The sequence below is a fragment of the Methylobacterium sp. E-065 genome (assembly GCF_022829605.1).
Lineage (GTDB): Bacteria > Pseudomonadota > Alphaproteobacteria > Rhizobiales > Beijerinckiaceae > Methylobacterium.
Window position 1 is genome coordinate 1 of sequence record NZ_JAKSYD010000303.1, and the last position, 20,277, is coordinate 20,277.

Here is a 20,277-nt window from a genome sequence, read left to right on the forward strand (position 1 = left end):
TGCTCGGCGTAAGCCGGGGCGACCATCGGGTAATCGGCCGGCAGGCCGTAGCGGTCGCGGTAGGCCCGCGGGTCCAGCCCGTGGCTGGTCAGGTGGCGCTTGAGCGTCTTGTAGGTCTTGCCGTCGATGAAGCTGACGATCCCGTCCGGACGAACCGACTTGCGGATCTGGGCCGCGCTCGGCCGGTCGATATCGGGCTGGGCCGCCGTGCCGGTCTCCGCCGTCAGGGTGCCCGAGACGAGGCCCGCGATGGCCCCATGAACCCGGGCGATCAGCGCCGGCAGCTCCGCGGCCGGAACGGGATTGTTCGACACGTAGGCGGCGACGATGTCACCGGCCAGCTCGATGAAGTTGGGGGTGGGCCCGGTGGTTTCTTCTGTCACTTCAGCATTCCTAGTGTGCCCCTCACAAGTGATTTGCTACTTCCCCCCGCTGAATGCAAGTTACAAAATCGTTTGTGGACCGGCATCCGGTGCATGATTGGCATGCCCGGCACGGCCGGCAGCCGGGTATTTCCGGCAATCGTCCAAGAGATCTTAGCCGCGGCGGCCGGGCGATACCGTCGACTGCCGGACTGTTAATCCCAGGCTGCGAAACGATCCAGCAATGCACCTAGAGTTCAGGAATATCCGTGGCCGCGCGCTTCAGGTATTCGGTCGACGGGGCTGCGACGGCGCGAGACCGCCGTGGTGACGGCGCGGCCGCGACGTGGCATTGCGCGACCATGCTCCTGCTGGCCCTCATCCTCGCCCTCCTCGTCGTCTTGGTGATGATGATCGTCCTGCGGCGCTGGACCGGCCGGCTGGCCTCGCTGGCGACGCTGCTCGCTGCGGCGATCATGGCCCTCTGGCTGGCCGAGGTCGGGTTGCTCCCGGGGTCCAAGGGGCCGCTGACCGCCGACCGACCCCTCGTGCCCGGACTCGACCGGTAACGGTCCGGTAAGCCTGTCGCGGCCAGCATGGACCATGCCCACGCTCTCCGCACCGCGCCTCCTGACCTTTCTCGTGTCGGCCGTTCTGATCGGTCTCGCCGTCGCCAGCCTGTACACACGGATCCCGATGGTCGGACGGACCGTGGTGGCGCACCGGCAATGGTTCTTCATCGGCGCCTACGTCCTTCTGGCGCTCGGTGTGACGACACGCAGCCTGTGAGCGGCGGGCCTCGGTCACGGAGGCCGCCTGCACCGAGGAGACCGCCATGGCCCTGAAAACCACCTTCGTGGTTCAGCCCTTCGAACTGCATCGCAAGCGTCTGCGCCCGGCACGCCAGGAGCCCGCGCAGAGCGAATTCGGCGCCCTCAAGAAGGCGGAGGCGCTGGCCGGACGCCTGCCCGGCGCCGTCGCCCTGAAGGTCGTCGCCGACGACGAGACCGGCGAACTCGAGAGTGTGGCGATCCTCGGCCAGTTCGGCGACGTGCCGGACGACTTCGCCGAGAGCCTGGTCGGCGGCTGACAGGCACCTGCTTCCGTCCATGCGACACAGGCAGCGCAGGTTTATAGGTGGACCGAAACTACGTAGAAACAACGGATAGTGATTCTTGCGAGCAGTTGTGCTCGCTGAGCCAGAACCTGTGACACGCTATTTCATCGACATCCATGATGGCACCAACCTTGTCCGCGACCAGGAGGGTTTTGATGTTCCTGATCTGACCGCAGCGCGGGCGCAGGCGGTGCGGATGATGACCCGCATCGCCCAGGGCCTGTCGGATCCGCGGGAGCGGCAGGATTACGTGATCGCGGTGCGCGACGCGCAGGGCGAGGTCCGTCTGCGCCTGCGGCTCTCCTACGACATCGAGCAAGGCTGACGGCGGTTGAGGGGCGAGACAGGGATAGCGCGGTCGGTCCGCCGCGTTGGTGCGCGTCGCTGGAGCGGTCGAGGAGGACGGATGACACGGACAACGGGTGCGATCGGATCTTGCGCGGCGGCGCTCGCGCTGCTCTGCGCCCTGCCCCTGGCGGCGCGGGCGCAGACGGCACCGCCGCCCCCGGCGGGGTCCGCGACGGCGACGCCGGACAACGCCGTCCTGCTGACGGTCTTCCTGCGTCATGACCAGTCGCGCCCCTTGGCCGAACTGAACGCGCAACTCGCCAAGCAGGGTTTCTACAAGGCCTTCCCGCCCCCCGGGATCGAGGTCGTCTCGTGGAATGTCGTCATGGGGATCGGGCAGATCATCACGCTGCGGCTGCCCGCCACCCGGCTCCGGGAGGTCAATCGCGTCCTCGAGGACACGGCCTGGGGCGCCTACCGCACCGAGTTCTACCCGACCTACGATTACCGGGCGGTGGGCCTCGCGGAGCACGAGAAGGCGCGCTGACGGCTCAGCGCTGGCCGCTGTCGCTGTTGCGCTGCGTGCAGCGCCATCCGGCCCAGCAGGACGGCACATCGGCGGAGGGCTCGAAGGCCGGCGCGCCGGTCTCGTCCTGTTGGCATGATCCGGAATCCAGATGGACGGTCTCGTAGGCCGTCGCGCTCCTCGCGAGGATCACGCTGCGGTCCCGGGCGACGCGGGCCCGCAGGGCGGCGCAGGTCAGGCCGTGCGTGTCGATCCGCTCCTGTGCAACGGCAGCGGTCGCAAGGACGCTCAGGACGAGGGCACAGGCGAGGCGGGGCATGGGTCCCTCCGGATGTTTGTGGCCCGATACCGGAAGCCGGTTTCGTCAGTGTTTCCGGATGTCTTCGGCGCGCTGCCGGAACGCCGCGAATAGCGACTTCAAAGATTTATTCGAGGATAAGAACGAACGGTCCAGCGTCTCTCCCTCCCCCGCAGAGGGGGGAGGGAAACACCCGCGGATATGCAGGCTGCCTCTGCCCGGAAACCATCCCCCCTCAGGGCGCGGGCTGCACCTCATGATGCCCGTCGAGCACCGTGTCGCTGGTCGGCACCGTCTCGGCCACCGCGTCGGCCCGGCGGCGGTCCGGAGCCGTCGCCTCCGCCACGAAGGCCGCCACCGCCTCGGTCAGCGGCAGCGTGCGGGTCTGCTGGCTGCCGAGCCGCCGGATCGAGACCGTCCGCTCCTCCGCCTCGCGCTTGCCCAGCGCCAGCAGCACCGGCACCTTGGCCAGCGAGTGCTCGCGGACCTTGTAGTTGATCTTCTCGTTGCGCAGATCCGCCTCGACCCGCAGGCCCGCGCGCTCCAGGGTGCGGATGACCTCCCGGGCGTAAGGATCGGCCTCGCCGGTGATCGTCGCCACCACCACCTGCACGGGCGCCAGCCAGAGCGGGAAATGCCCGGCGAAGTGTTCGATCAGGATGCCGGTGAAGCGCTCCATCGAGCCGCAGATCGCCCGGTGGACCATCACGGGCGGCTTCCTTGCGCCGTCGGCGTCGATGTAGAACGCGCCGAACCGCTCGGGCAGGTTGAAGTCGACCTGCGTGGTGCCGCATTGCCAGTCGCGGCCGATCGCGTCGCGCAGGACGTACTCGAATTTCGGCCCGTAGAACGCGCCCTCCCCCGGGTTGATCGCGGTCTTGATCCGCCCGGCCGACTGCTCCTCGATCTGCGCCAGAACCCGGGTCATCACCTCCTCGGCGTGGTCCCACAGCGCGTCGGAGCCCACGCGCTTCTCGGGCCGGGTCGAGAGCTTCACCACGATCTCGCCGAAGCCGAAATCCGCGTAGGTCGAGAGGATCAGGTCGTTGATCTTCAGGCACTCGTCGGCGAGCTGGTCCTCGGTGCAGAAGACGTGGGCGTCGTCCTGGGTGAAGCCGCGCACGCGCATCAGCCCGTGCATCGCGCCGGACGGCTCGTAGCGGTGGACCACGCCGAACTCGGCCATGCGCAGGGGCAGGTCGCGGTAGGATTTCAGCCCGTGCTTGAAGATCTGCACGTGGCCCGGGCAGTTCATCGGCTTGAGCGCGAACCAGCGCTTGTCTTCGGCCTCCTCGCCGGCCGATTGCGCGGCGAACATGTTCTCCCGGTACCAGCCCCAGTGGCCGGAGGTCTCCCACAGGGCCTTGTCGAGGATCTGCGGGGCGTTGACCTCGGCATAATCGCCGCGCAGGCGCCGGCGCATGTAGGCGATCAGCTCCTGGAAGATCGTCCAGCCCTTGGCGTGCCAGAACACGACGCCCGGCCCCTCCTCCTGGAAGTGGAACAGGTCCATCTCCCGGCCGAGCCGGCGGTGGTCGCGGCGCTCGGCCTCCTCCAGCCGGTGGAGGTAGCCGTCGAGGTCGGCCTGCGCCGCCCAGGCGGTGCCGTAGATGCGGGTCAGCATCGGGTTGTTCGAATCACCCCGCCAATAGGCGCCCGCGACCTTCATCAGCTTGAAGGCGGTGCCGACCTTGCCCGTGGAGGTCATGTGCGGGCCTCGGCACAGGTCGAACCACTCGCCCTGCCGGTAGATCTTCAGATCCTCGCCCGGAGGGATCGCGTCGACCAGCTCGACCTTGAATGTCTCGTCCTTGCCGGCGAACAGCGCCCGCACATCCTCGCGCGTCCAGACTTCCTTGGTGAAAGGCGCGTCGCGCGCAATGATCTCGCGCATCTTCGCCTCGATCTTCGGGAAGTCCTCCGGTGTGAACGGGGTCTCGCGGTAGAAGTCGTAATAGAAGCCGTTCTCGATCACCGGGCCGATGGTCACCTGGGTGTCCGGCCAGAGTGCCTGCACCGCCTCGGCGAGCACGTGCGCGCAATCGTGCCGGATCAGCTCCAGGCTGCGCGGGTCGGTGCGGTCGAGGAACTCGATGCGGGCGTCGCGCGCGATCGGATCGTCGAGATCGGCGACCGTGCCGTCGAGCGCCATGGCGACGGTGCGCTTGGCCAGCGACTTGGCGATGCCCTCGACCACGGCGCGGCCGGTGGTGCCGGCGGCGATCTCCCGGGTGTTGCCGTCGGGGAAGGTGAGAATCGGCATGGATCAAGCGTCTCCGGGCTCAGTCCTGCATACGGGGCAGGTAAGCGGTTTCGAGGGAGCGGCCGTGTAGACCGATTTGTGGGGCGAGGGAACAACGGTGCGGCGCAACTGCCCGCATTCCTGACCCGGCTGGCCTGCCCCAGCCTGTCCTCACCGCATGCGCCATCGTCCCCACCCGCCTCTCGGCGCCGGGGGCCTGGCCCAACAAGCAACACGCGGGATGCCGCGGGAGCCCAGGTGTCGGCCAAGTAGGCGCGGGAGCCGGTCCCCGCGGCATTAATCGGGCTCCCCCCGGCCGGTGCCGTCCTTCTCGTCACCGTGCCTCCAACGGTGACGATGCAAGCCGACGCGCACTCCTTTCCCTTGCGGGAAGGGGAAAGCGGCCTGCTCTCAAGGCGTTGGCGCCGGATGGAGGTGTTTGAATCCGCTAGCCCGCCCGTGGAGGCCCGTCGCTCGCTGCAACTGCGGCCCCTATTCCAGCCGGGGATCGGCACATCGACGCCCGCGGTAGAGCGAGACCCCCCGATTTCGCTGCTGAACCGCAGAACACCTCGACGCACTCGATGGTCACGCGGAGCCGCCTGCCTCACCCCACGCGCTGCAACCGGCTCGCGAAGAACCCGTCGAGCCCGCCGCGGGCCCCAGGGACCTCGGCGAGGTGGCACGGCAGGGTGCGCAGATCACCGTTGGCATCGATCAGCTCGGCCGCCCCGCCGACCTCCTCGGGCCGGACTGGCACGCGCGTGTACCGGGTGTCGCGGGAAAGGAAGGCTGCAATCTGCGCCTCCCCCTCCTCCGGCTCCAGCGAGCAGGTGCAGTAAACAAGGAGCCCGCCCGGCCGCACCAGCCCGGCCGCGTGGTCCAAAAGCTTCCTCTGAAGCACGGCGAGCCGGATGATGTCGGCCTCCGACTTGGTCCAGGCCACGTCCGGATGGCGGCGGATCGTGCCGGTGGCCGAGCAGGGCGCGTCGAGCAGCACCGCGTCGTGGTCCTGTCCCTCCAGCGCCAGGGCGTCGGCGACGACGATCTCCACGTCGAAGTTCAGCCGGGCGACGTTCTCGCGCAGGCGCTCCAGCCGCGGCGCGGACCGGTCGATGGCCGTGACGTGCGCGCCCGTGCCGGCGAGCTGCAGGGTCTTGCCGCCGGGGGCGGCGCAGAGGTCGAGCACGCGGGCGCCGGGCTGCGGTGCGAGCAGCCGGGCCGGGATCGCGGCGGCGGCGTCCTGCACCCACCACGCCCCTTCCTGGAAGCCGGGCAGCTCCGGGATTGCCGGCCCGTTCTCCGGCAGGCGCAGGGAGCCGGTGGGAAGCCGCACGGCGCCGAGCCGCTCGGCCCACTCACCCGGGTCCCCCCGCGGTGTCAGGTCGATCGCGGCGCCGGCCAGATGCGCCCGCGCGATCGCGCCCGCGCGCTCCGGCCCGTAGGCGGCGCTCCAGCGGCGGGCGAGCCAGTCCGGCGTGTTGGTGGCGAGCGCGTCGGAGCCCTCGGCCAGGATGGTCTCGCGCTCCCGGGCGATCCGGCGCAGCACCGCGTTCACGAGGCCGCCGAGATGGGCGGTCCGGTTGTCCGCCTTGGCGAGCCGCACCGCGAGGTCGACCGCCGCATGATCGGGGACCGCGAGATCGAGGATCTGGGCCGTCGCGGTGGCGAGCAGGGCCGTGAGCTGCGGCTTGGCGTCGGGGAGCCCGCGATCCAGCCGCTGGGCGAGCGCCGCGCGGATCAGGCCGTAATGCCGGAAGGTCGCGACCGCGATGGCGCGCGCCAGGGCGGCGTCTGCCGGCGCCAGCGCCTCGGTGCGGATCGCCAGCGCGAGGGCCTCGTCGAGCGCGGGCGGCCGCTCCTGGCCGATCAGCGCCACGACCGCCTGCTGCGCCGCGCGCCGGGCGCCGAGGCCCGCCGTATCGGAACCCGTGGCTGGCGTTGAAGTCTTTGTCCGCGTGTTGCGGTCGATGTCCCGCGATGCCACTTCTGCTCCAGAGCCGAATTCTCTCGTTCCACGCCCTCACACCCGAGCGAGCGCGATGCAAGACCTGAACTGGCAAGACCCCAACGGGCAAGACCCGAACACCACCGCGGCCGCGCCCCGAGCGCTGAGCCCCGCGGCGGAGCGCGCCCTCGCGGAGGCCGCCGAGCGCCGCGCCGCGATCGACGCCCGCGCGGCCGAGATCAGCGCCAAGCCCGAGCGGCAGGGCCGCGGGGGGCTGGAGCCGGTGCGCTACGACGATTGGGAGGTGAAGGGCCTCGCGGTCGACTTCTGACGCCGGAACGCGGCGGCCCGAGGGCCGTTGCCCCTGCCTGATCGACAGGGAGCGAACGCGATGGCGACGAAGGTATCGGCACGGGGTGCGGCCGAGGGGCCGCACGGCGAGATCACCCTGGCCCGGGGCGAGCGGCTCGGGATGCGGATGTGGCGCGCCGAGGAGCCGAACGCCGACAAGCCGATGACCACCTCCCCGCACGAGACCGTGGGCTACGTGATCAGCGGCAAGGCGGAACTGGTGGTGGGCGGCGAGACCATCGCGCTCGCGGCCGGGGATTCCTACTGTGTGCCGGCCGGGGCCGAGCACACCTACCGGATCCTGGAGACCTTCACGGCCGTCGAGGCGACCGCGCCGCCGGCTGGGTAATATCGGGTTCCCAAAGGACGAGCCCTTTGGCGGGTTCTCAGGGCGGTGCCCTGAGAGCTTGGCCCTGAGGTCTTCACCAGGGCTCTGCCCTGGACCCGCGAAAGGGCGAGCCCTTTCGAAACCGCGACTCGATCGTCAGTGCGTCATGTAGACCGGCGTGCCGACATCGACCCGGGCGTAGAGATCGACCACGTCCTGGTTGTACATCCGGATGCAGCCATAGGATGCGTAGGTGCCCACCGAGTTCGGCCGGTTGGTACCGTGGATCGCGTACTGGCCGCCCTGCAGGGTCATCGCGGCCGCGCCCATCGGGTTGTGCGGCGAGCCGCCCGCGATCAGGTTCGGAAGGCGCGGGTTGTCGCGCTTGACCTCGGCCGGGGGTGACCAGGCCGGCGCCACGTACTTGCCGTCGATGGCGGCGGTGCCGAACCATTGCTTGCCGGGCTTGCCCACCGCCACCGGATAGCGGAGCGCCGTCCCGTCCCCGTTGACCAAGTACAGCTTGCGCTGGGTCACGCTGATCACGATCGAACCCGGCGCGACCCCGTTCTGGAACGGCACGACCTCGCGGGCCTGCGCGCCGCCGAAACATCCGGCCAGCAAAGCGCCGGTCAGACCCAATAAAGCCGCCACTCGACCCGACATAACCCGTTCCTCGACCAGCAAGAGCGTCTGCGGCCGAGTAATCCACGGCCGAGCTTGCCGTTCCAGTGAGAGCTATGGTTGATACGTGGATGGCGCCTAAAACCACTGATTACGGTAAAGCAGCAACGTAAATTTGTGCGCCGAGATCTTACGCACGACTTCGGACCCTGCTCCGCGATCGCTCAGCGCTCGATGAAGCGGCGGCCGCGCGCGTCCTCGGCCTGCCAGCCGTGGCGCTCCAGCTCCGGATCGCAATGCTCCTCCACCGGATGGCCGACGCACAGATAGGCGACGAGCCGCCACGTCTCCGGCACCGACAGGATCGCGGTCACCGCCTCGGGTTCGAGGATCGAGACCCAGCCGACGCCGAGCCCCCGCGCCCGGGCGGCGAGCCAGAAGCACTGGATGGCGCCGACCACAGAATACGCCAGGGTCTCGGGCATGCTGGCCCGGCCGAGCCCGAGGCCGGTCTCGGTCGCCCCGTCGCAGAAGACCGCGAGATGGATCGGCGCCTCGCGCAGGCCGGCGAGCTTCAGCGCCCGGTAGCGGGCCGCCCGATCCGCGTCGTAGCGTTCCGCCGCCGCCGCGTTGCACCGGCCGAAGCTCGCGGTCACGGCGGCGCGCCGGTCGGGGTCCGAGACCCGCACGAACCGCCAGGGCCGGCTGTTGCCGACCGAGGGCGCCCGGTGCGCCGCGGCCAGGCACGCGTCGAGTTGGCTCCCGTCGACCGGATCGGTCCGGAACCGGCGCACGTCCCGGCGCCACGCGAACAGCGCGTCGAGATCCTGCAGGAAGGTGTCGTCGAAGGCGGGCGGCCCCATAACGGTGGCATACAAGCATCCCGGCCCGGACCGGAACAGAAAAAAGGCCGCCCGGATGGGGCGGCCTGAAGTCTTGGGTCTCGAAACCTCGGAGTGCCGGGTTCTGGGATCCCGACCGGCGACCGATGGCTGGGGAGCTGGGTCGCGGCGCCGGCCGGTCAAAAACCGGCGAGGTTCACCGTCTGTTGTGCCACTGCAACGCGGCTCGCAAAAGGCGCGAATCGGGCGGAACGGTGTTTTTTGTCGCTTGGGTGTGTCGCGCGCGCCACGACCGGGCCCGACCCCACCCTTGCGGGCGGCTGCGGCGGAGGCCATCATCCGGCAAAGCAACGGCGTGCGGGAGTTAGGATGACCGAGAGGATGGGCCCCGGGCCGGGGCCCGACGAGGCGGCGGGGCATGTGATTCCCTTTCCCGCCCGCGCGGAGCCGCCCCAGGTGGCCTTCAACCGGGACGAATTGCGCGTGATCTTCAACCTCTACGGACGGCAGGTCGCCGCGGGCGAGTGGCGCGACTACGCCCTCGACTTCCGCCGCGACAAGGCGGTGTTCTCGATCTACCGCCGCGCCTCCGAGATGCCGCTCTACCGGATCGAGAAGGATCCGAAGCTCGCCCGCCGCCAGGGCGCCTACGCGGTGATCGCCGCCAGCGGCCAGATCCTGAAGCGCGGCACCGAGTTGGCACGGGTCATCGCCGTGCTGGAGCCGGCGCCGAAGGCGGTCTGACCGGGCGAACTCACGCGAGGGACATCCTGCGCACGGTCCCGGCGATCCCGGCCCGGACCTCCGGCGACAGCGGCCGGATCGGACGCGGCAGCTCGGCCTGGCAGAGGCCCGGGATGTCGACTAGCGCTAGACGACCCGCAGGCTCGAATGGGCCTTGAACAGCTCCCAGAGCGGTTCGAGCGTCGCATTCAGCGCCCGGGCACGGTCCGCGTCGCCCGCCTCGACCGCCCGGACGATGACGCGGCATATCTGTGGGAACAGGCTTGCGGCGACGCTGAACCACGCGGCGCCCCTGGCGATCAGGGCCTCCGTGGCGTTCCAGTCACCGCTGAAGCCGATGGGAAAACCGGCCGGCGCTGCGACGCGCAGGGCGGAGACCCTGGCTCCGGCGGCGGCTTGTTCCGGCGCCGGACACCTGGCGGCTACCACGCCGGGCAGGCGTGCGATCCGGCCGGTCAGCTCTGGCGAGAACTGCACATCCGTGGCGTTGGGATCGTCGTAGATCACGAGCGGCAGGCCGCCCTCTCCGGCCACCGCCTCGAGATGCCCGACCAGCTCGGCTTCGGTGAGCGGCGTGTAGGAGACGGCGGCAAGGAGCCGCTCGGCCGCTCCCGCCGCCTGCGCATCCCGGGCCAGGCGGATCGCCTTGTCGGTGCGCAGCGCGCCAATGCTGGCCAGGAGGGGCGCTCGTCCGGAGACCGTCTCGGCGGCGATCTCGTCCGCCCGCCGCCGCTCGTCGCGGGACAGGTAGGCGGAGGTGCCGGTGCTGCCGAGCAGGCCGACCCAATCGACCCCCGCCGCCGTCAGAGGCTCCAGCAGTCGGCGCAGGGCGGCGGCATCGACGCGATCGGGAGGGCGGAGAGGCCGGTCATCCTGTGCATGTCGGCAGCGTAGCGCGCCGGCCGGTCAGGCAAAAAGAAACCCCGGCGGTTGCCCGCCGGGGTCTCCTCAACCCGTCAGTCCGTATCGCCTTAGCGGCGGTCGCCCATCAGGCTGAGCAGGAACTGGAACATGTTGATGAAGTCGAGATAGAGGGTCAGGGCGCCGTTGACCGACATCTTGGCCGCCATCTCACCGTCGAAGCCGCCGTAGAGATACATCTCCTTGAGCTTCTGGGTGTCGTAGGCGGTCAGCCCCGCGAAGATCAGCACGCCCAGCACCGAGATGGCGAACTGGAGGGCCGACGAGGCGAAGAAGATGTTCACCAGCGAGGCGAGGATGATGCCGATCAGGCCCATCATCAGGAACGAGCCCATGCCCGACAGGCTGCGCTTGGTGGTGTAGCCCCACAAGCTCAGCGAGCCGAAGGCCGCCGCCGTGATGAAGAACACCTGGACCACGCTACCCCCGGTGAACACCAGGAGGAGCGAGGACATCGACGCACCCATCACCGCCGCGAAGGCGAAGAACATCGTCCGCGCCGACGAGGCCGACATGCGGTCCATCCGCATCGAGAAGACGAAGATGAACGCCAGCGGGGCGAGCATCAGCACCCACTTGAGCGGGCTGAGATAGAGGGTCTGACCGAACGGGGTCAGGATCGGGCGCGTACCCTGATAGGCCGCGACCGAGGCCATGTTCAGGCCGAGGGCGACGAGACCGGAGATCCCGAGGCCGACGACCATGTTGTTGTAGACGCCGAGCATGAAGGCACGCAGGCCCTGGTCGACCTCGACCTGGGTGCCGGCGTAGCCCGACGGCTGCTGGGTGCCGTACCGGAAGGGGCTGTTCTCGAATGCCATGGGAGTTTCCTTGCGGAGGCTCTCTCAGCGTGGTGTTTCGGGCGAGGCCCACGCAGGACCTCTGGCGCCAGGCTGGCACCTCGAACCGGAATATGTTGCGCCCGCGCCTCCGACACAAGTGCCCTGCCACGGTTGCAGGGGCGGTTTTCGGTGTCCGGAGGATGTATTTTTGTCCATCGGATCAGGGATTAAAACGCAGTCCCTGCTGGTGCGGGCCGCGTTCGACCCGCAATCGCCCGGCCCCTGCACTTCAACGGGTCCGGGCGAAATCTTGACGGCTGCTTAACGGCACCGGCAGATACGGCCACGCAACTCCGGGCGCCGCTGGCCGTCGCGGGGTCTCAGATATCCTCCATCCACTCCACGTGGCCGTCGGAGAGGCCGTAGCGGGCGCCCACGACCTTCACGGTGCCGGCGTTCAGCGCGTCCTTGATGACCAGGCTCTGGGTGGTGAGGCGCTTGGCGACCCGGCGCGCGTTGCTGCGCACGGAGGCTTCGAGCAGGTCGCCGCCCAGGGTCTTGGCATCCAGAACCGCCGGCACGATCGGTTGCACCATCTCGCCGATCACGCCCGGGAAGGTCGCGTTGTTCTGCACCACCTCCACGGCTGCCGCGACGGCGCCGCAGGATTGGTGCCCGAGCACGATCACCAGCGGGACGCCGAGGACGCCGACGGCATACTCGATGCTGCCCAAAGCCGCCGTGTCGACGGTGTTGCCGGCGTTGCGGACGATGAACAGCTCGCCGAGGCCGCGCCCGAACAGGATCTCCGGAGAGACCCGGCTGTCGGAGCAGCCCACGAGCACGCAGAACGGGGCCTGTCCGCGCGCCAATTCGAGGCGGCGCTCGCGGCCGTTCGCCGCCAGCGACGGCGCCTCGTTCCGGAAGTTGGCGTTACCCTCCTTCATGAGCTTGAGAGCCTCGGCGGGGGGCAGCGTGGTCTTCGCCACCGGCCCGGCCGCCTGCACGGCACCGCTCGGCAGCGCTGTGGCCGCCAGGATACAAGCGGCCCCGAGTAAGAGGCGGCGGCGCCCGAAACGCGTCAGGCCGGTCTCGGTGCAGCAATCGCAATTGGCGTGCATGAAGGCAGATCCCCCCTGGTTCCCGCAGCGCCATGCCGCCCGCAGGATTCTCCAGTGGCGTATCGAACGTCCCCCACCTTCCCTCTAATCCGGGCGTCCGGTGCGGCGTTTCGCTGCGTCGGTCGGGCGACGCCCCGCGGGCCCTGCGGGCGGCCCGACGCGCTCAGATCTGCCTCAAATACGGCGCGGGCTTCTGCCCCAGGATCCGCCACGTGCCCAGCAGCCCGAGCAGGATTGCCAGCGCCACGGCGGCGACCGCCGCCACCAGCGCCCCCGACAGGTCGAGGCGGAAGTCGAGGTGCATCACCTTGGCCACGATCACCCAGCCGGCGAGGCTCCCGGCCATCAGGCCGAACAGGGCCGTGGCGAGGCCGAGCGCCGCGTACTCGATGGCGTAGGCCGAGAGCAGCCGCGACCGGCTCGCCCCCAGCACCTTGAGCACCACGGCGTCGTAGAGCCGCGCCCGGTGTCCGGCCGCGATGGCGCCCGCCAGCACGAACAGGCTGGCCAGCACCGCGACCGCGCTCGCCCCGCGGATCGCCAGGACCAGCCGGCCGACGAGGTCGCCGATCGCGTCGAGCGCATCCTTCACCCGCACGGCGCTCACCGACGGGAAGGTCTTGGCGACATCCCGCAGGATGTGGTTCTCGGTGGCCGCGTCGGTGCCGCCCGGCAGGGTCAGGGTGGCGAGGTCGGAATGCGGCGCGCCGCGGAAGGTGCCGGGCGAGAACACCATCACGAAGTTGATGCCGAGGTTGCGCCACTCCACCCGGCGCAGGTTGAAGATCGTCGCGGTGAGGTCGCGGCCGAGCACGTTCACCGTCACGGTGTCGCCGAGCTTCAGGCCGAGCTGGCGGGCGAGGTCGGCCTCGAAGGAGACCAGCGGCTTGGCGCCCTGCTCCGGGCTCCACCACGCGCCCTCGGTCAGGTTCGAGCCCTCCGGCACCGTATCGCCGTAGGTGATGCCGCGGTCGCCGTCGAGCACCCAGGCGGCATCCTCCGGCGCGCGGATCTTGCTCGCCGGCACGCCGTTCAGGGCGACGATCCGGCCACGCATCATCGGCACGTCCTCGATCTTCCCGTTGGGCGCCGCGCGCGCCAAAAACTCCCGGAACGCGCCCGCGTCCCGCGAGGGGATATCGAGGAAAAAGAGATTCGGCGCCCGGGCCGGCAGGGTCGCGCTGATCGTGCGGCGGACATTGGCGTCGATCAGGCTGAGCGTCACGAGGAGCGTCACGCCCAGGCCCAGCGACAACACGATGGCGGGCGTCAGCGCCCCGGGCCGGTGCAGGTTGGCCAGCGCCATCCGGGGCGCCGGCCAGCGCGGATGCGGCAGGCGCCGGGCGAGTGCCATCAGGCCGAGCGCCACCAAATGCAGCAGGCCGAACGCGATGGCGGCGGCCGCGATGAAGATCAGCGCCACCCGCCGGTCGAAGGCGGTCGCCACCGACAGCCCGACCAGCGCCGCGAGGCTCGCGGCCAGCAGGATTCGGTAGCGCCAGCGCGGGCTGACCCGGGCGGGATCGACCGTATCGCGGAACAGGCCGGAGACCGGCACGTCGTGGGCGCGGCCGAGCGGCGTGATCGCGAACGCGAAGGCGGTGATCAGCCCGTAGGCGGCGGCGAGCGCCAGCTCCCCCGGGGCGAGCGTCGGGTTGAGCGGCAGCGGCAGGTCGGCGGAGAACAGCGCGTCGAGCACGAAGGGCAGGCTCGCGCCGACGACGAGGCCGATGAGGGTGCCGAGGCTGGCGATCAGCATCACCTGCGTCAGGTAAAGCGCGACCACCTGCGAGCCCGGCGCGCCGACGCTCTTGAGGGTCGCGATCGAGGGCCGCTTGCGCTCGACGAAGGCGTGGACGGCGTTGCCGACGCCGACGCCACCGACGATCAGCGCGGTCAGCCCCACCAGGGTCAGGAACTGCGTGAAGCGTTCGATGCTCTTGGCGAAGCGCGGATCGGCGTTGCTGCGCGAGCGGATCTCCCAGCCGGCCTCCGGGGTGGCGGCGCGGATTTTTTCCTGCACGGCGCCGAGGTCGGCATCCGAGGCGCCGGGCGGCAGGATGAGGCGGTAGCTCCAGCGGTTCAGACTGCCGGGCTGGACCAGGCCGGTCGCGCGCAATGTCGGCTCGGAGATCATCAGCCGCGGCCCGAAGCCGATACCGCCCGCGATCTTGTCGGGCTCGGACACGAGGGTGCCGCGGATCGCCAGCGGATGGCCGGCCAGCGCGATCCGGTCGCCGACCTTGATGTCGAGCCGGGTGAGGAGCGCCGGGTCGGCCAGCGCCCCCGGCACGCCGTCGCGCTCCGCCAGGAGGTCGGCGACGGGCGCCTGCGGATCGGTGGCGAGTTCGCCCGCCGCCGGGTAGGTGGCCGGATCGACCGCCTTCAGCTCGACCAGGGCCGCATCGCCGCTGCCGGCCACCGCCATGGCCCGCAGGGAGGCGACGGTATCGAGCTTTCCTTCCCGCGCCAGGGCCTGCTTCTCTGCGTCGGTCGCCTCGCGGTTGATGAGGTTGTAGGCGAGATCGCCCCCGAGGATCCGGCGACCCTCCCGGCCGAGCCCGTCCGAGAGCGAGCGCGAGATCGACGCCACGCCCGCGATGGCCATGACGCCGAGCGCGATGCAGGCAAGGAACACCGCAAAGCCCGAGAGCCCGGCGCGCAATTCGCGCAGGGCCAGACGCAGGGTGAGCGGGATGCGCCGGGGGGCGGGATCGGGGTGGGTGATCGTGCCGTGCATCAGGCGGTCACCGCCTCCTCGATCTGCCCCGAGCGCAGCCGCACGGTGCGGTCGCACAGGCGGGCAAGGCCGTTATCGTGGGTGACCAGCACCAGGGTCGCGCCGCGGTCGCGCTTCAGCCGGAACAGGAGATCGACGATCTGCCGGCCGGTGGCCTCGTCGAGATTGCCGGTGGGCTCGTCGGCCACCAGGATCGCGGGATCGGGGGCGACCGCCCGCGCGATGGCGACGCGCTGCTGCTCGCCCCCCGAGAGCTGCGCCGGGTAATGGTGCAGCCGGTGCCCGAGGCCCACCGCCTCCAATTCGGCGCGGGCCCGCACCAGGGCGCCGGGCCGGTCGGCGAGTTCCAGCGGCAGCGCCACGTTCTCAAGCGCCGTCATGGTCGGCACGAGGTGGAAGGCCTGGAACACGATGCCGATCCGCCGGCCCCGGAACCGGGCGAGCGCGTCCTCGTCGAGGCGGACGAGATCGGTGTCCTCGATGACGACGCCGCCGGAATCCGGCCGCTCCAGCCCGGCCATGACCATCAGCAGGGTCGACTTGCCCGAGCCGGACGGGCCGACGAGGCCCACTGCCTCGCCGCGGCCGACGCTGAGCGAGATCCCGCGCAGGACATGGACCCGGGCGGCGCCGCGGCCGAGGCTGAGATCGATGTCGGACAGCGCGATCGCGGGGGCATGTCCCATCTTGTCTTGGCTCATCGTGCGGACGATCTGTGGGCGATGACGAGCATGGCGCGCGAGGTCCTGTCTTGGTTTCGATCTTGGCTGCACGGGCCGTGGTTGCACCGCGATATGGGTCGCGCATTGGGGCCGCGCCATGATGGCGGCGCTGTGTTCCGGCGCACGGCCCTGTTTGCCGCAGCGCTAACGCTCCTGATGGTCCCTTTCATGACAGCTCTGCAGGCCGCCCCGGGCGGCCCGATCAAGCTCGTTGCGCTGGGCGACAGCCTCACCGCGGGCTACAAGCTCCCGGCCGACGCCGCCTTCCCGACCGTGCTGGAGCGCCTGCTCAAGGCCAAGGGCGTGGACGCGACGGTGGCCAATGCCGGCGTCTCCGGCGACACCGCCACCGGCGGGCTCGACCGGGTCGACTGGTCGGTACCGGATGGGACCGACGGGGTGATCCTCGAACTCGGCGCCAACGACATGCTGCGCGGCACCGACCCGACTGTGACCGAGGGCGCGCTGTCGGCGATCATCGCGCGGCTGAAGGCGCGCGGCATCCCGGTCCTGCTCGCCGGCATGCAGGCGTCGCCCAATCTTGGGCCGGACTACAAGGCGCGGTTCGACGCGATCTACCCGACACTCGCCAAGCGCTACGACCTGATGCTCTATCCGTTCTTCCTCGACGGGATCATCGGCGACCGGGCACAGCACCTCGACGACATGCTGCACCCGAACCGGCAGGGCGTCGAGACCATCGCGTCCCGCATGCTGCCGACGGTCGAGACGTTTCTGGGCGGCCTCCGGCAGGGGGCGTCGCGGTAGTGCCGCGGCTGTTCACCGGACTCGCCGTGCCGCAGGCGGTCACCGACGCGCTGACGGTGTTTCAAGGCGGCCTGCCCGGCGCGCGCTGGATCGAGCCCGGCGACTTTCACGTGACTCTGCGCTTCATCGGCGATGTCGAGGCACCCGAGGCCAATGACGTGGTCGAAGCTTTGTCCGAGATGCGGGCGCGCCCTGCCCTGACGGTGACGCTCGATGGTCTCGGGATCTTCGGCGGCGACAAGCCGCGGGCGCTCTACGCGTCGGTGGTGCCGGAGGCGGGCCTGACGGATCTGCAGGCCGAGCAGGAGCGGCTGGTCCGCCGGGCCGGACTCGTGCCGGAGCGACGGAAATTCACCCCGCACATCACGCTGGCCCGCCTGCGCCGCGACGCGACCCCAGAGGCCGCCGCGATGTACCTGTCGCAGGCGCCGGCCTTCGCGCCGCTGACGTTCGATGTCGACCGGGTGACGCTGTTCTCGGCGAAGGCATCGACCGGGGGTGGGCCGTATGTGGCGGAGGGTGAGTTTTCGTTCGTGTAGTTCGTGGTTCGGATCAACCGCGCGGTTTTCCCTCCCCGCAGAGGCTACAGGATTCACACATCTCTGCCGGACGCCAAGATCTTGAGAAATAAGCACGCTTCCCCTCCCCTGGCGATCCCGGGCCTGCCCGGGATCGCTCGAGCTTGCGGGGAGGGGTCGGGGGTGGGGGTGGTTCAGGATCGAGCGTGACGGTGCCTCCTGCACCACCCCCACCTCCAACTCCTCCCCACAGGGGGGAGGAGCGCGCGTCTCGGCCAGCGATATGGGAATCCGCTTGCCCGCAGAGGGGGCAGGGAAACGCGCGGCGCCACCAGTGTCTCTACAACCGCCGCAATGCCACGCTCTCGATCCGGTGGCTCGCCCCCTTGGTGAGGATCAGGCTCGCCCGCTGGCGCGTGGGTAAGATATTCTCGCGCAGGTTCGGCAGGTTGATCGTGGTCCAGAGCCGGTCGGCGATGTCGAGCGCCTCGGTCTCGGGGATCTCGGCGTATTTCCGGAAGTAGGAGCGCGGATCGCGGAAAGCCGTCTGCCTCAGCTTCATGAAGCGCGTGACGTACCAGCGGTGCAGGTCGTCCTCGTGGCCGTCGAGATAGATCGAGAAGTCGAAGAAGTCGGACACGAACGGGATCGCGGTGCCGTCCCGCGGCAGGCGGGCGGGCTGGAGCACGTTCAGGCCCTCGACGATCAGGATGTCGGGGCTCTCCACCACCCGCTCCTCCCCGGGCACCCGGTCGTAGACGAGGTGCGAGTAGAGCGGTGCGGTCACGCGCTTGTGGCCGGCCTTCACGTCGTGGAGAAAGCGCAGCAGCGCGGCCGTGTCGTAGCTCTCAGGGAAGCCCTTGCGCTCCATCAGCCCGTTGGCGGCGAGCTCGGCGTTGGGCAGCAGGAACCCGTCGGTGGTGACGAGGTCGACCTTCGGGGTGTTGGGCCAGCGCGCCAGCAGGGCGGTCAGGATGCGGGCCGTGGTCGATTTGCCCACCGCCACCGAGCCGGCCAGCCCGATGATGTAGGGCGCCTTGGTCTCGCGCTCGGCCAGCAGGAAGCGCTGGGTCGCCTTGAACAGCCCCTGCGTCGCCGCGACGTAGAGGGCGAGCAGCCGCGACAGCGGCAGGTAGATCGCCACCACCTCCTCGACCGAGATCGGGTCGTTGATCGATTGCAGCCGCTCGATATCCTCTTGTTTGAGGGTGAGCGGCGTGTCGGCGCGCAATTGCGCCCATTCCTCGCGGCTGAAGCGGCGATAGGGCGAGAGCCCGGCCGACGCTTCGAGGATCGCCTCGACCGAGCCCGGCAGCGCGGCCGCGTTCACGTGGGCGGCCTCGCGGCCTTCTCGGCGATGCCGCTCTGGGCGGTGCGGCGTTCCAGTTCCGCCATCACGGCGTCGAGTTCGACCCCGCCGGCGCGCAGCAGCACCACGAGGTGGTAGAGCACGTCGGCAGCCTCGTTCCGCAGGCCGGTCTTGTCGCCCTGCACGGCCGCGATCGCCGCCTCCACGGCCTCCTCGCCGAGTTTCTTCGCCGCTTTGGCGGGGCCTTCGGACAGGAGCTTGGCCGTATAGGAGGTGGCCGGGTCGGTCCCGGCACGGCTCGCCACCAGGGCGGCGAGGTCGGCGAGCGTGTAGGCGGTCATGAAGCGATCTGCATGTTACGACGGCCCCTTATAGGGATCAGGACCGGATTTCGGCAGGAAACTGCGTCACGGCCGCCTCGCGGGCAAGCCGCGCGGGTGAAGCCGGGCGGGGATTGTCCGGTGCGCCGCCCTTTTCCCGGGCGCATGCAGGGGGAGCGGAATGCGACCCGGGATCCAGCAGAAGGCGGCGCGAAGCGTCCAACTGTACCAACCTGTGCCGCTTGCGCGGCGGGCCCCATGCTGGGTCCCGGATCGCCTTCCACTGCGTTCCAGGCGTCCGGGAAAGGGGGGCGTCTCATCGGCCCCACCGCGCCGCCTACTCGTTCGGCAGGTGCCGGGCCAACGCCTCCAGCACCGCCATGCGCACGGCGACGCCCATCTCGACCTGCTCGCGGATCAGCGACTGCGCCCCGTCGGCGATCTCGGACGAGATCTCGACGCCCCGGTTCATCGGGCCCGGATGCATCACCAGGGCGTCGGGCTTGGCCAGCGCCAGCTTCTCGCCATCGAGGCCGAAATACCGAAAATACTCCTTCACGGAGGGTACGAACGAGCCGTTCATGCGCTCGCGCTGGAGGCGCAGCATCATCACGATGTCGCAGCCGTCGAGGCCTTTTCGCATATCCGTGAAGGTCTCGACGCCGAAGCGTTCGATTCCCGCGGGCAGCAGCGTCGAGGGCGCGATCAGCCGGACCCGCGCGCCCATCGCCTGCAGCAGGATGATGTTGGAGCGCGCCACCCGCGAGTGCAGGACGTCGCCGCAGATCGCCACCCGCAAGCCCTCGATCCGGCCCTTGTTGCGGCGGATGGTCAGCGCGTCGAGCAGCGCCTGGGTCGGGTGCTCGTGGGCGCCGTCGCCGGCATTGACCACCGCGCAATCGACCTTGCGGGCGAGCAGATGCACGGCGCCGGCCGATTCGTGGCGGACCACGATGATGTCGGGCCGCATGGCGTTCAGCGTCGCCGCGGTGTCGATCAGGGTCTCGCCCTTCTTCACCGAGGACGAGGCCACCGACATGTTCATCACGTCGGCGCCGAGCCGCTTGCCCGCGAGCTCGAAGGAGGATTGCGTCCGGGTCGAGGGCTCGAAGAACAGGTTGATCTGCGTGCGGCCCCGCAGGGTCGTGCGCTTCTTCTCCACCTGCCGCGAGATCTCGACGGCGGCGTCGGCCGCGTCGAGCAGCGCTTCGATATCGGGCCGGGTCAGCCCCTCGATGCCGAGGAGGTGCCGGTGCGGGAAGGCCGGGGGCGCGGGCGTCGTCATGATGAGGCCCGGGTGTAGGTGCGGCGCGGCCTGTGGGCAAGGCTGTCGTGCACCGACATCGCGGTTCGGTCGCGACCCACTCTCCTCCCCTGGCGACCCCGGGCTTGTCCGGGATCGCCAG

General features: G+C 70.0%; 23 protein-coding genes and 1 pseudogene. 10 read left to right on the forward strand and 14 right to left on the reverse strand.

The genetic code is table 11. The features are described 5' to 3' along the window. Positions 1 to 383 (reverse strand): MucR family transcriptional regulator (locus tag MKK84_RS34970; RefSeq protein ID WP_243927605.1); only part of this gene is annotated, 383 nt, incomplete at its 3' end. 248 nt (positions 384 to 631) lie between these two features. Here MKK84_RS34970 and MKK84_RS34975 point away from each other — a divergent pair. The 5 genes from MKK84_RS34975 (at position 632) to MKK84_RS34995 (ending at position 2,314) form a co-directional block, all read left to right on the forward strand. Continuing rightward, on the forward strand, positions 632 to 931 hold the full coding sequence (locus tag MKK84_RS34975) for a hypothetical protein (RefSeq protein WP_313899395.1): 300 nt from the start codon (positions 632 to 634) through the stop codon (positions 929 to 931). Between the two features lie 34 nt (positions 932 to 965). Then, positions 966 to 1,151, forward strand: a complete 186-nt coding sequence (locus MKK84_RS34980) for a hypothetical protein (RefSeq protein ID WP_243927608.1) — start codon at positions 966 to 968, stop codon at positions 1,149 to 1,151. 46 nt (positions 1,152 to 1,197) lie between these two features. After that, a complete protein-coding gene (locus MKK84_RS34985; protein WP_243927610.1) occupies positions 1,198 to 1,452 on the forward strand; it encodes a hypothetical protein in 255 nt (84 codons plus the stop codon). Between the two features lie 118 nt (positions 1,453 to 1,570). Next, positions 1,571 to 1,804 (forward strand): DUF6894 family protein, encoded by a 234-nt coding sequence (locus MKK84_RS34990; protein WP_243927612.1) that lies wholly within the window; start codon positions 1,571 to 1,573, stop codon positions 1,802 to 1,804. Between the two features lie 81 nt (positions 1,805 to 1,885). Next, positions 1,886 to 2,314, forward strand: coding sequence for a hypothetical protein (locus tag MKK84_RS34995; RefSeq protein WP_243927614.1), 429 nt, complete (start codon positions 1,886 to 1,888; stop codon positions 2,312 to 2,314). A gap of 4 nt (positions 2,315 to 2,318) precedes the next feature. Here MKK84_RS34995 and MKK84_RS35000 read toward each other — a convergent pair whose 3' ends face one another. The 3 genes from MKK84_RS35000 to MKK84_RS35010 form a co-directional block, all read right to left on the reverse strand. Then, positions 2,319 to 2,612, reverse strand: a complete 294-nt coding sequence (locus tag MKK84_RS35000; RefSeq protein WP_243927616.1) for a hypothetical protein — start codon at positions 2,610 to 2,612, stop codon at positions 2,319 to 2,321. 214 nt (positions 2,613 to 2,826) lie between these two features. Further along, positions 2,827 to 4,854: a threonine--tRNA ligase gene (gene thrS / locus MKK84_RS35005; protein ID WP_243927618.1), complete on the reverse strand. Its 2,028-nt coding sequence runs from the start codon at positions 4,852 to 4,854 to the stop codon at positions 2,827 to 2,829. A 586-nt stretch (positions 4,855 to 5,440) separates the two neighbouring features. Beyond that, complete coding sequence (locus MKK84_RS35010) at positions 5,441 to 6,820, reverse strand: RsmB/NOP family class I SAM-dependent RNA methyltransferase (RefSeq protein WP_409566577.1); 1,380 nt, start codon at positions 6,818 to 6,820, stop codon at positions 5,441 to 5,443. Positions 6,821 to 6,875: 55 nt separating this feature from the next. On the opposite strand from MKK84_RS35010, the gene MKK84_RS35015 reads away from it, so the two are divergent. Together MKK84_RS35015 and MKK84_RS35020 are read left to right on the forward strand one after the other, a co-directional pair. Then, the gene (locus tag MKK84_RS35015; RefSeq protein WP_243927619.1) at positions 6,876 to 7,112 is read left to right on the forward strand and encodes a DUF1674 domain-containing protein; all 237 of its coding nucleotides are present in this window, start codon (positions 6,876 to 6,878) and stop codon (positions 7,110 to 7,112) included. Positions 7,113 to 7,172: 60 nt separating this feature from the next. Further along, positions 7,173 to 7,481, forward strand: a complete 309-nt coding sequence (locus MKK84_RS35020) for a cupin domain-containing protein (protein WP_243927621.1) — start codon at positions 7,173 to 7,175, stop codon at positions 7,479 to 7,481. 135 nt (positions 7,482 to 7,616) lie between these two features. Here MKK84_RS35020 and MKK84_RS35025 read toward each other — a convergent pair whose 3' ends face one another. Together MKK84_RS35025 and bluB are read right to left on the reverse strand one after the other, a co-directional pair. Next, complete coding sequence (locus tag MKK84_RS35025; protein WP_243927623.1) at positions 7,617 to 8,126, reverse strand: L,D-transpeptidase; 510 nt, start codon at positions 8,124 to 8,126, stop codon at positions 7,617 to 7,619. A gap of 182 nt (positions 8,127 to 8,308) precedes the next feature. Continuing rightward, a complete protein-coding gene (gene bluB, locus MKK84_RS35030) occupies positions 8,309 to 8,947 on the reverse strand; it encodes a 5,6-dimethylbenzimidazole synthase (RefSeq protein WP_243927736.1) in 639 nt (212 codons plus the stop codon). Between the two features lie 348 nt (positions 8,948 to 9,295). Here bluB and MKK84_RS35035 point away from each other — a divergent pair, with 348 nt between their 5' ends. Continuing rightward, on the forward strand, positions 9,296 to 9,670 hold the full coding sequence (locus tag MKK84_RS35035) for a DUF2794 domain-containing protein (RefSeq protein ID WP_243927625.1): 375 nt from the start codon (positions 9,296 to 9,298) through the stop codon (positions 9,668 to 9,670). 10 nt (positions 9,671 to 9,680) lie between these two features. Here MKK84_RS35035 and MKK84_RS35040 read toward each other — a convergent pair. From MKK84_RS35040 to MKK84_RS35060, 5 genes and pseudogenes are all read right to left on the reverse strand, one after another. Continuing rightward, positions 9,681 to 10,498, reverse strand: a pseudogene (locus MKK84_RS35040) (dihydrodipicolinate synthase family protein). 143 nt (positions 10,499 to 10,641) lie between these two features. After that, on the reverse strand, positions 10,642 to 11,412 hold the full coding sequence (locus MKK84_RS35045) for a Bax inhibitor-1/YccA family protein (RefSeq protein ID WP_243927627.1): 771 nt from the start codon (positions 11,410 to 11,412) through the stop codon (positions 10,642 to 10,644). 341 nt (positions 11,413 to 11,753) lie between these two features. Next, entirely contained in the window at positions 11,754 to 12,494 is a 741-nt protein-coding gene (locus MKK84_RS35050; protein ID WP_243927629.1) for a carbonic anhydrase, read from the reverse strand. Positions 12,495 to 12,657: 163 nt separating this feature from the next. After that, complete coding sequence (locus MKK84_RS35055; protein WP_243927631.1) at positions 12,658 to 15,234, reverse strand: ABC transporter permease; 2,577 nt, start codon at positions 15,232 to 15,234, stop codon at positions 12,658 to 12,660. Further along, entirely contained in the window at positions 15,234 to 15,920 is a 687-nt protein-coding gene (locus MKK84_RS35060) for an ABC transporter ATP-binding protein (protein ID WP_409566578.1), read from the reverse strand. Before MKK84_RS35060 ends, MKK84_RS35055 begins: the two co-directional genes overlap by 1 nt. Positions 15,921 to 16,028: 108 nt before the next feature. On the opposite strand from MKK84_RS35060, the gene MKK84_RS35065 reads away from it, so the two are divergent. Both MKK84_RS35065 and thpR read left to right on the forward strand, forming a co-directional pair. Further along, a complete protein-coding gene (locus MKK84_RS35065) occupies positions 16,029 to 16,724 on the forward strand; it encodes an arylesterase (protein WP_409566579.1) in 696 nt (231 codons plus the stop codon). Further along, positions 16,724 to 17,263 carry an RNA 2',3'-cyclic phosphodiesterase gene (gene thpR, locus MKK84_RS35070; protein ID WP_243927634.1) on the forward strand — a complete coding sequence of 180 codons (540 nt, stop codon included), beginning with the start codon at positions 16,724 to 16,726 and terminating at the stop codon, positions 17,261 to 17,263. The genes MKK84_RS35065 and thpR overlap by 1 nt, the downstream gene beginning before the upstream one ends. A gap of 319 nt (positions 17,264 to 17,582) precedes the next feature. Here thpR and coaA read toward each other — a convergent pair whose 3' ends face one another. The 3 genes from coaA to MKK84_RS35085 form a co-directional block, all read right to left on the reverse strand. Beyond that, the gene (gene coaA / locus MKK84_RS35075) at positions 17,583 to 18,572 is read right to left on the reverse strand and encodes a type I pantothenate kinase (protein WP_243927636.1); all 990 of its coding nucleotides are present in this window, start codon (positions 18,570 to 18,572) and stop codon (positions 17,583 to 17,585) included. After that, the gene (locus tag MKK84_RS35080) at positions 18,569 to 18,892 is read right to left on the reverse strand and encodes a phosphoribosyl-ATP diphosphatase (RefSeq protein WP_243927638.1); all 324 of its coding nucleotides are present in this window, start codon (positions 18,890 to 18,892) and stop codon (positions 18,569 to 18,571) included. Before MKK84_RS35080 ends, coaA begins: the two co-directional genes overlap by 4 nt. Positions 18,893 to 19,208: 316 nt before the next feature. Further along, a complete protein-coding gene (locus MKK84_RS35085) occupies positions 19,209 to 20,156 on the reverse strand; it encodes an aspartate carbamoyltransferase catalytic subunit (RefSeq protein WP_243927640.1) in 948 nt (315 codons plus the stop codon). Positions 20,157 to 20,277 lie beyond the last annotated feature (121 nt).